The organism is Microbacterium sp. (assembly GCF_049661145.1).
Taxonomy (GTDB): Bacteria; Actinomycetota; Actinomycetes; order Actinomycetales; family Microbacteriaceae; genus Microbacterium.
The window spans coordinates 1-6,709 of sequence record NZ_JBASZT010000249.1; the positions used below are offsets into that span (position 1 = coordinate 1).

At 69.6% G+C, this 6,709-nt stretch carries 7 protein-coding genes and 1 pseudogene; 5 read left to right on the plus strand and 3 right to left on the minus strand.

Features of this window, described 5'->3' with window-relative positions:
• Nucleotides 1-151: 151 nt before the first annotated feature.
• The 3 genes from WBP48_RS10650 to WBP48_RS10660 are packed head-to-tail and all read right to left on the minus strand — an operon-like array spanning nt 152 to nt 2,947.
• Nucleotides 152-811, minus strand: coding sequence for a response regulator transcription factor (locus WBP48_RS10650; RefSeq protein WP_424440107.1), 660 nt, complete (start codon nt 809-811; stop codon nt 152-154).
• Entirely contained in the window at nt 808-2,604 is a 1,797-nt protein-coding gene (locus WBP48_RS10655) for a sensor histidine kinase (protein WP_424440110.1), read from the minus strand. Before WBP48_RS10655 ends, WBP48_RS10650 begins: the two co-directional genes overlap by 4 nt.
• Nucleotides 2,594-2,947: a response regulator gene (locus WBP48_RS10660; RefSeq protein ID WP_424440113.1), complete on the minus strand. Its 354-nt coding sequence runs from the start codon at nt 2,945-2,947 to the stop codon at nt 2,594-2,596. Before WBP48_RS10660 ends, WBP48_RS10655 begins: the two co-directional genes overlap by 11 nt.
• A gap of 111 nt (nt 2,948-3,058) precedes the next feature.
• Here WBP48_RS10660 and WBP48_RS10665 point away from each other — a divergent pair, with 111 nt between their 5' ends.
• From WBP48_RS10665 to WBP48_RS10685, 5 genes and pseudogenes are all read left to right on the plus strand, one after another.
• Nucleotides 3,059-3,268, plus strand: coding sequence for a hypothetical protein (locus WBP48_RS10665; RefSeq protein ID WP_424440116.1), 210 nt, complete (start codon nt 3,059-3,061; stop codon nt 3,266-3,268).
• A gap of 48 nt (nt 3,269-3,316) precedes the next feature.
• On the plus strand, nt 3,317-4,384 hold the full coding sequence (locus tag WBP48_RS10670; protein WP_424440119.1) for a 3-isopropylmalate dehydrogenase: 1,068 nt from the start codon (nt 3,317-3,319) through the stop codon (nt 4,382-4,384).
• A gap of 51 nt (nt 4,385-4,435) precedes the next feature.
• Nucleotides 4,436-5,539, plus strand: coding sequence for a branched-chain amino acid aminotransferase (locus tag WBP48_RS10675; RefSeq protein WP_424440122.1), 1,104 nt, complete (start codon nt 4,436-4,438; stop codon nt 5,537-5,539).
• A 140-nt stretch (nt 5,540-5,679) separates the two neighbouring features.
• Nucleotides 5,680-6,462, plus strand: a complete 783-nt coding sequence (locus tag WBP48_RS10680) for a fumarylacetoacetate hydrolase family protein (protein WP_424440125.1) — start codon at nt 5,680-5,682, stop codon at nt 6,460-6,462.
• A pseudogene (locus WBP48_RS10685) lies at nt 6,455-6,709 on the plus strand (MFS transporter); the annotation flags it as partial. The gene WBP48_RS10680 and the pseudogene WBP48_RS10685, both read left to right, overlap by 8 nt.

Genomic DNA, 6,709 nt, shown 5'->3' on the forward strand with positions numbered 1-6,709 from the left:
GCGGACGCCTTCGACGCGGGAGTCGGCGTGACCTCACTCATCGGGGCGGCCCTGGTCGGCACCGCCGCGATCATCGCGGCGACGACACTTCAAGCGCGTGGGACGTGGAGCGCTCGGTCCGCGTCGCGCGGATAGCGGGGGAGACGGCGCGTCAACCGCGGCGGTGGGCGTTCCGGACGTAGGTGAGCACAGCGAGCACGCGGCGGTGATCATCGGCGGCCTGGGCGAGTCCGAGCTTTGCGAAGATACTGCGCACGTGCGACTGCACGGTCTTGTCGGAAAGGAACAGCGTCGCGCAGATCGCCGCGTTGGATCGGCCCTCCGCCATCAGCGCGAGCACCTCTCGTTCTCGTTCGCTCAGCGCAGCGAGAGGATCGCGGAGGGCTGTGGCGTCGAGCATCGCACGCACGACTCGCGGATCGACCGCTGATCGGCCTGCGACCAGTCGCTGCAGCGTCTCCACGAGCTCCGCGTCGTCGGCGACGGCATCTTTCAAGAGGTACCCGATGCCATCCGCCCCATCGCGCATGAGCTCGGCGACGTAGTTCGACTCGACGTGCTGCGACAGCACGAGCACCGGCAGCCCCGGCTGCTGCCGGCGCAGCTCGAGCGCCGCCTCCAGCCCCTCGGTGGTGAAGGTCGGCGGCATCCGCACGTCCGTGACCACGGCGTCGGGGATGTGCTCGTCGACGGCGGCTCGCAGGCTCGGGACGTCGACGGCCTCGGCCACGACGTCGACCCCCGCGGCCTCGAGCAGGCGTGCGACGCCGGCACGGAACAGCGCCGCGTCGTCGGCCAGCACGACCCTCACGCCGCACCCTTCGCGTCGCGCGGTGCGCCCTGATCAGCGAGCGGGAGCCGCGCATCGATTCTGGTTCCGCCACCGGTCGGACTCGTCACGGTGAGCGTCCCACCGGCGGCCTCCACCCTGTCCTGCAGACCGCGCAGTCCCGACCCCGTCCCGGCTGCGGCCCCGCCCACGCCATCGTCGACAACAGCGACGAGCAGTGCGTCGCCATCGGCTTCGATGCGGATCGACATGCGCGACGCGCGCGCGTGCTTGATGACGTTGGCGAGCGCCTCTGCGACGACGAAATAGACCGTCGCCTCGACGCCGGGAAGGAAACGGTGATGCGGCAACCGCAGGTCGGTCACCGTGACGGGGCAGCGGTCGGCGAGAGCCCGCACGGCCGGGCCGAGCCCGGCGTCCGTGAGGATCGACGGATGGATGCCGCGCGCGAGCTCGCGCAGTTCATCGATTGCGAGCCGCAGTTCGTCGCTCGCCTGCGCGATGGTGGGTGCCGCATCCGCGCCGCTCTCGACCTCGCGCTGCGCGAGCCGCAGCGCGAGCGCGACCGAGAGCAGCCGCTGCTGCGCGCCGTCGTGGAGGTCGCGCTCGACCCGCCGGCGCTCTCGATACCCCGCCTCGACGATGCGGGCGCGCGATGCCTGCACCTCATCCAGCTGTGTCGCCACCTGTGCGCGCAGCGCCTCGTTCTCGAGCGCCATCCCCGCGGCTGCGGCCGCCGCATCGACGGCGGCCTGGTCGAGGCCCGCATCGTGCTCGAGGGAGGCGCGTGGCAGACCGCGTGCGTCGACGACCGTCGTCACGCCGCGCCCCTCGTCGGGCGCCGGGTCGATGGGGAGGTGCGAAGCGTCGGTCCAGCCGCCCGATCCGTCGGCGATGCGCAGGCGGAGAGTCGGGTCGCCGAGAGCATGGCCGAGCGCCGTCTCCAGGGATGCGGCGGTCGTCGGCCGGTCGCCGACACGGACCACCTCCACGACCGTCGATGCGCCGAGCCGGGCGCGCAGCAGACCCCACACGACGATCAGCGGCGCGCTGATGAGCACCACCGAGAGCAGCTGATCGACCGAATCCAGGAGCTCGTCCGACGCGGAGATGAGCCGCAGGATCGATCGGGCGCTGTACACGAGGCCGCCGAGCCCGAGCACGACCCACATCGGCTGGAGATCGCGCCGAGCGGCCGGTGTCGCCAGCATCCAGCGCTGCGTGAAGGCAGCGACGGTGAGCAGGGCGAGGACCGGCGTCCTGATCTGGATCGTCGTGAAGACGACCGAGTTGGCTACGACCGAGGGCCACAACGAGATCGTCGGCACAGCCTCGTCGTAGCCCTGGGCCGCTCGGTCGATCGTCGCGTGTGCGACGAAGTTCGCGATCACGAGCCAGGCGTAGCCGAGCACGATGACGAACCGTGCGAACCTCGTCGCTGCGCGTCCCGTCGGGAAGACGAGCACCATGTGGATGAGGAGCGCTGGGGCGCTGTCGAGCAGCATCCATGCCCACCCGTAGAGCGGCGGGTGGATCGTGAACGCCCACGGCGTGAGGAACGATGCGACACCGAACAGGAGCACGAGCGCGCCGACGGTGTTGCCGGGTCTGCGGTGAACCGCGTAGGTCCCGGCCGCGAGATAGGCGCCACCGGCGAGGAAGTCGAGAGAGTGGTTCCCCGTCCAGCCCGTCGACACGCGGATCCAGGCACCGCCGATGGCCCACACGGCCGCGAGCACGGCGACCAGCGGCAGCATGCCGTGCCCGATGCACGACGTGCGCTCGGCGGCGGGTCGTGCGGCCTCAGTCGTCATCTCCGCGTACCGCCGCGACGACGGCGCGACCGGTCAGATCGCGCTTCTCGATGAAGCCCCTGGCGAGCTCGGCGCCCCGTTCGGGCCCGAAGTCGCGTGCTGCGCGGCTCGAGGTCAGCACGATCGCCGTCCTGCCACGGATCACCTCTGCGACCTCGAATCCCGTCATATCGGGTAGGAGGATGTCGAGCAGCGTGACATCCGGTCGCAACGCCGTGACGGCGTGAATGGCCGAGGCGCCGTCGGCAGCCTCGCCGACCACGTCGAACCCGTCCTCGGTCATCACGCGGCGCGCCCACGACCGGAAGGAGTCGTGGTCGTCGACGATCAGCAGAGTGGGCATCACTCGGATTGTCCCAGGGTGAGTGATCCGCTGTCATCAGGGTCTGCACCGAGGCGGATTGCGGCGCCTGCCCCGATGCCGGTCGCCACCGGCGATTCGTACGCTCACCACATGAGCATTCGTATCGAAACTCGGCACGGTCAGCGGGCATGGCCGGTGCCGGTGGGTCTCGTTCTCGCGATCGTGACGATCGCGCTGGTTCTCCACATCGCACTGGCCACGGGAATCGGTGGCGGCGCTCCTGCCTTGCCGGCGCCGTATCCGGCCCCCTCGCCCGGGCCTGCGCCGACGGCACCGTTGATCGATGGAGTTCCCCGATAGCCTGGACTCGCGCGTGCCACCGTGCGGCGCGCAGGAACAGGAGCGCAAGTGTCTCGCGTCGTGAAACTCGCCGTCATCCCGGGCGACGGCATCGGCCCGGAGGTCGTCGCAGAGGCCGAGAAGGTGCTGGATGCCGTGACGTCGGCATCCGACGTCACGTTCGAGAAGACGAGGTTCTCGCTGGGAGCCGCGCGCTACCTCGGGACCGGCGACACCCTCAGCGACGCCGACCTCGCCGCGATCAAGGAGCACGACGTCATCCTGCTGGGCGCCGTCGGCGGGGTGCCCGGAGATCCGCGACTGAAGGACGCCAACATCGAGCGCGGTCTGTTGCTGAAGCTGAGGTTCGAGCTCGACCACTACGTCAATCTGCGCCCCGCGAGACTCTATCCCGGAGCGCCGGGGCCGCTGGCGGATCCCGGCAAGATCGACTTCATGGTCGTACGTGAGGGGACGGAGGGGCCGTACGTCGGCAACGGCGGGTCGATCCGCACCGGCACTCCGCACGAAGTCGCCAACGAGACGTCGGTCAACACGGCCTTCGGTGTCGAGCGGGTGGTCCGCTACGCATTCGCGCAGGCGGAGCGGCGTCGGAAGAAGCTCACTCTCGTCCACAAGACCAACGTGCTCGTCCACGCCGGCGGGATGTGGAAGCGGATCGTGGATGCCGTGGCCTCGGAGCACCCCGACGTCGCGGTAGACTACATTCACGTCGATGCGGCCACGATCTACCTGGTCACGAACCCGGGCCGTTTCGACGTCATCGTCACCGACAACCTCTTCGGCGACATCCTCACCGACCTGGCCGGCGCCGTCACCGGTGGCATCGGCCTCGCCGCTTCGGGGAACATCAACCCCGACGGCGTGTTTCCCTCGATGTTCGAGCCCGTGCACGGCTCGGCCCCGGACATCGCGGGCAAGCACCTGGCCGACCCCACGGCCGCCATCGGCTCCGTCGCCCTCATGCTCGATCACCTCGGGCTTGCGGACGCGGCCGCGCGCGTCGCGCAGGCCGTCGAACACGACATCGCCAGCCGCGACGGATCCGCGCGTACCACTTCACAGATCGGCGACGCGATCGTCGCGGCCCTCCAGGCGCAGCTGCTGCAGGCGTAGCCTGGGCTCGCGCCACTCCTTCGCACCGGTCACGACCTCACAGGACATTTCATGAGTCTCACGTACGACCCCGACGCCGCCCTCGCCCCGCTCGAGTTCGCTGTCACCCGCAACCTCGCCGCCAAGAGCCCCGCAGAGCGCGAGCAGCTGCTCGTAGACCCCGCCTTCGGGACCACCTTCACCGACCACATGGTCGACATGTGCTGGTCGGTGCGGGGCGGTTGGCATCGACCCCGAGTACAGCCGTACGGACCGATCTCGCTGGACCCGGCCGCGGCGGTGCTGCACTACGGCCAGGAGATCTTCGAGGGCATCAAGGCGTATCGGCACGCCGACGGCTCGGTGTGGACGTTCCGAGCGGACCAGAACGGCCGCCGGTTGCAGCGCAGCGCGCGGCGGCTCGCCCTGCCGGAGCTTCCCGTCGAGTACTTCCTCGAATCGTTGAAGGCTCTGATCGCGGTGGATGGCGACTGGGTGCCCTCCGGCGCCGACCAGAGCCTGTATCTGCGTCCCTTCATGTTCGCCAAGGAAGCCTTCCTGGGCGTGCGACCGGCGAACAAGGTGGCCTACTACCTCATCGCCTCTCCCGTCGGCCCGTACTTCAAGGGCGGCGCGAAGCCGGTCTCGATCTGGCTCAGCGAGGACTATGCCCGCGCCGGTAAGGGCGGCACCGGGGCGGCCAAGACGGGCGGAAACTACGCGGCGAGCCTGCTGCCGCAGGCGGAGGCCTACGAGGAAGGCTGCGACCAGGTCGTGTTCCTCGACCAGGACCGCAACGTGGAAGAGCTCGGCGGCATGAACATCGTGTTCGTCTACAAGGACGGTCGGATCGTGACGCCGCAGTCCGATTCGATCCTCGAGGGGATCACACGTGAGTCGATCCTCCAGCTTGCGATGGATCGTGGCCACAGAGTCGAAGGGCGCGCGGTTTCGATCGACGAGTGGCGTCAGGGGGTGGCCTCCGGTGACATCGTCGAGGTCTTCGCTTGCGGCACTGCCGCCGTCGTCGCGCCCATCGGGCAGTTGAAGGGACACGGATTCGTCGAAGAGCAGCCGTTGGGGACCCTCGCGCTGTCGCTGCGCGAAGAGCTGACCGACATCCAGTATGGGCGACGCGAGGACACTCACGGCTGGTTGCTGCGCCTCGACGCGTGAGCCGGACGCGGGGGTCGGGTGCCGCGGCATCCGACCCCCGCGCTCGGCTCCCGCTTGCCGAGTTTGGTCGTTTCGCGCGAGCTGGGGCGAACGAAGTCGGCAAGTCGAGGCGCCTGGTGCACGCTCAGTAGGCTGATGAAATGCGCATCGTCAGGTTCAGCCATCAGGACGCGATTCGTTTCGGCATCCTCGACGAGGGTGAACTCGTCGTGCTCACCGGTGACCCGCTCTTTGCGGGATTCGAGACGACGGGGGAGCGCGTGCCCCTCGGCGAGATCGCGCTGCTCGCGCCGGTGATCCCGCGGTCGAAGATCGTCTGCGTCGGCAAGAACTACCGCGATCACGCTGCCGAGATGGGCGGTGAGGCGCCGGCGGCGCCACTGCTGTTCCTCAAGCCCAACACGGCCGTCATCGGTCCGGGCGACGCGATCGTGCGCCCGCCGCAGTCGCAGCGCACCGACTTCGAAGGCGAGTTGGCGGTCGTCATCGGCCGCGTCGCGAAGAACGTGTCGGCATCCGACGCGCTGGATCACGTCTTCGGCTACACGATCGGCAACGACGTGACGGCGCGCGACCTGCAGCGCAGCGACGGGCAATGGGCTCGCGCGAAGGGTTTCGACACGTTCTGCCCGCTGGGGCCGGCGATCGAGACCGAGTTCGATCTGGGCGGTGGCGCTCGCATCGTCACCCGCGTCGACGGCGAGGTCCGTCAGGACGGCCCTATCTCCGACATGGTGCATTCGGTTCCGGACATCATCGCGTACGCATCGGCGGCCTTCACGCTGCTGCCCGGCGACGTCGTGCTCACGGGAACGCCCGCGGGCGTCGGCCCGTTCGAGGCGGGTCAGACCGTCGAGGTGGAGATCACGGGACTCGGGACGCTCCGCAACCCGGTGCGGGACGCCTCGCGCGCGGATGGCTGAGCCGGTGCCCGTCGGCGAGACGGATGCCGACGCACTCGACCCCGCCGCGCTCGCTCGCCTGCGGCGTCGCACGGTCGCCGTGCTGGCGTCGGGACAGATCCTCGGCGGCATCGCGTTCGGCGCGACGATTTCGCTCGGGGCGGTCCTAGCTGCGGACATCTCCGGCGATGAGGCGTTCTCGGGGCTCGCGACCGCGTTCGTGACGCTCGGTACGGCGGCTGTCGCGGTACCGCTCGCGGCGCTCGCC

Excerpts from the sequence above, each read along its gene's own strand:
- WBP48_RS10680 (WP_424440125.1), top strand. The coding sequence starts at position 5,680 with ATGCGCATCGTCAGGTTCAGCCATCAGGACGCGATTCGTTTCGGCATC.
- WBP48_RS10675 (WP_424440122.1), top strand. The coding sequence starts at position 4,436 with ATGAGTCTCACGTACGACCCCGACGCCGCCCTCGCCCCGCTCGAGTTC.
- WBP48_RS10655 (WP_424440110.1), bottom strand. The coding sequence starts at position 2,604 with ATGACGACTGAGGCCGCACGACCCGCCGCCGAGCGCACGTCGTGCATC.
- WBP48_RS10660 (WP_424440113.1), bottom strand. The coding sequence starts at position 2,947 with ATGCCCACTCTGCTGATCGTCGACGACCACGACTCCTTCCGGTCGTGG.
- WBP48_RS10665 (WP_424440116.1), top strand. The coding sequence starts at position 3,059 with ATGAGCATTCGTATCGAAACTCGGCACGGTCAGCGGGCATGGCCGGTG.